Below are 1,864 nucleotides of genomic sequence, written 5' to 3'. Positions count from 1 at the left end.
GGCTGTACATCGTGGCCGCGCGTTCACCGCCCGCGTCGGATCCCAGAAACAGGTAGTTTTTCCTGCCCAGGGCTACCCCGCGCAACGCTCGCTCGGCGGTATTGTTGTCGATCTCAATGCGCCCATCGTCCAGATAACGCACCAGTGCCTGCCACTGATTCATGGCATAAGCGATGGCGTCGGCCGTATTCGATTTGCGCGAGATGGTCGTCAACTGTTCGCGCAGCCAGGCATGCAGCGCGATGGCGAGGGGCTTGGCGTGTTCCTGGCGAACCCTTCGCCGTACGTCCGCTGGGCTACCGCGGATGCTGGACTCAATCTTGTAGAGGGCGGCGATCCGATCAAGCACGTGCGTCGTAATGGGCGTGGCACTTTTAACGTGGATGTCGTAGAACTTACGTCGGGCGTGCGCCCAGCATCCGGCCTCTAGCACACGGCCTGATTCATAAATCTTGTCGTACCCGGCAAACGCATCGGCCTGTAGGATACCGATGTAATCCTTCAGGTGCGTTTGCGGGTGGATGCCGCGCCGATCGGGCGAGTAACGTATCCACATGGCCGGCGCTGTCGTATCGCCACTGGGCCGATCATCACGAGCATAGACCCACAGGCGCGCCTGGCGTGTCTTGCCAGTGCCCGGCGCAAGTACGTTGATCGGGGTATCGTCCGTATGCAGTTTGTCGGCGCTAAAGACGTGGCGGCGTAGCGCCTCCAGTAAAGGGCGCAGCAATTGGTGCACCCCACCGACCCAGTCACCGACGGTGCTCTCACTTAAACTCACGTTCTCGCGCTCGTAGATCTGGCACTGGCGGTACAGCGGTTGATGGTCCAGATATTTGCTGACCATGACATGGCTCAATAGCCCTGGCCCCGCGAAGCTGCGGGCAATGGGGCGGCTGGGCGCGGGCGCTTGCGCCATCCGCTCGCAACAACTGCACGCCAGGCGTGGGCGCACATGGCGAACGATTCTAAAGCTGGCCGGCACGTGTTCCAGCACATTGCTCACGTCCTCGCCCAAGCGCGTCCACGCGCCGCCGCAGTCGGGGCAGGCAGACTCCTTGGGAAGATGTTCATGCACCTCGCACGGTAAGTGCTCGGGTAATGGCCGACGCTGCGGCGCGGGGCGCGAGGCAGGCGCTTGGGCCGATTCAATGCTTTGCGCGCGTTCGCCCTGGTTAATGTGCAGCTCTTCGAGTTCGAGCTGCAATTGATCGATTTGGCCCGCAAGCTTCTCAGACTTCTGGCCGAACAAGGCGCGCCGTAGTTTATCGAGCAACAGCGTCAGACGGGCAATTTCTTGTTGATCGCCCTGCTTATCCTGCCGCAGGGCTTCGCGCTCTACCTGCCACGCCGCGCGCTCTTGCTCGAAGGCATCGATCTGGGCGGATTTGGCCGACAGCAACGCCTTCAGGGCGTCGATATTGTCGGGCAGTTGGGTGCGGTTGAGCATGGCCGTCATTATACTAAATAACGACTGTTTCCTCTATGAATAAAAGGCTGGAAGACCAATAAAAATGCGGCTCTCAAGCGTTTTATTAACACTAGACCTGAGTCGGTTTATGCGTGCGAGCGGGCCGACGCCAGTCGATCCCCTCGAGCAGCATCGATAGCTGCGCGGGGGTCAGATGCACGGCTCCTGATTCGGCGCTGGGCCACACGAAATGACCGTGCTCCAAGCGCTTTGCCAGCAGACACATGCCGTCGCCACTCCACCACAGCACCTTGATGCGATCGCCCTTGCGCCCACGAAAGACAAACACATGACCGCTAAAGGGATCCTCAAGCAGCGTGGCCTGCACCGTTGCCGCCAGGCCATCGAAGCCACGACGCATATCGGTTGCACCGGCTGCCAGCCAGACCCGGG

General features: G+C 60.7%; 2 protein-coding genes. Both read right to left on the bottom strand.

Going from position 1 to position 1,864, the window contains the following annotated elements; translation table 11 throughout:
• Positions 1–1,459 (bottom strand): IS66 family transposase (tnpC, locus tag GTU67_RS15120; RefSeq protein ID WP_185780805.1); only part of this gene is annotated, 1,459 nt, incomplete at its 3' end.
• Between the two features lie 82 nt (positions 1,460–1,541).
• Positions 1,542–1,864, bottom strand: a 323-nt coding sequence (tnpB, locus tag GTU67_RS15115; protein ID WP_185780804.1) for an IS66 family insertion sequence element accessory protein TnpB, incomplete at its 5' end; no start/stop codon positions are given.

Source organism: Pusillimonas minor (genome assembly GCF_014237865.1).
Lineage (GTDB): Bacteria > Pseudomonadota > Gammaproteobacteria > Burkholderiales > Burkholderiaceae_B > Neopusillimonas > Neopusillimonas minor.
This window is presented reverse-complemented; position numbering and strand designations above follow the sequence as displayed.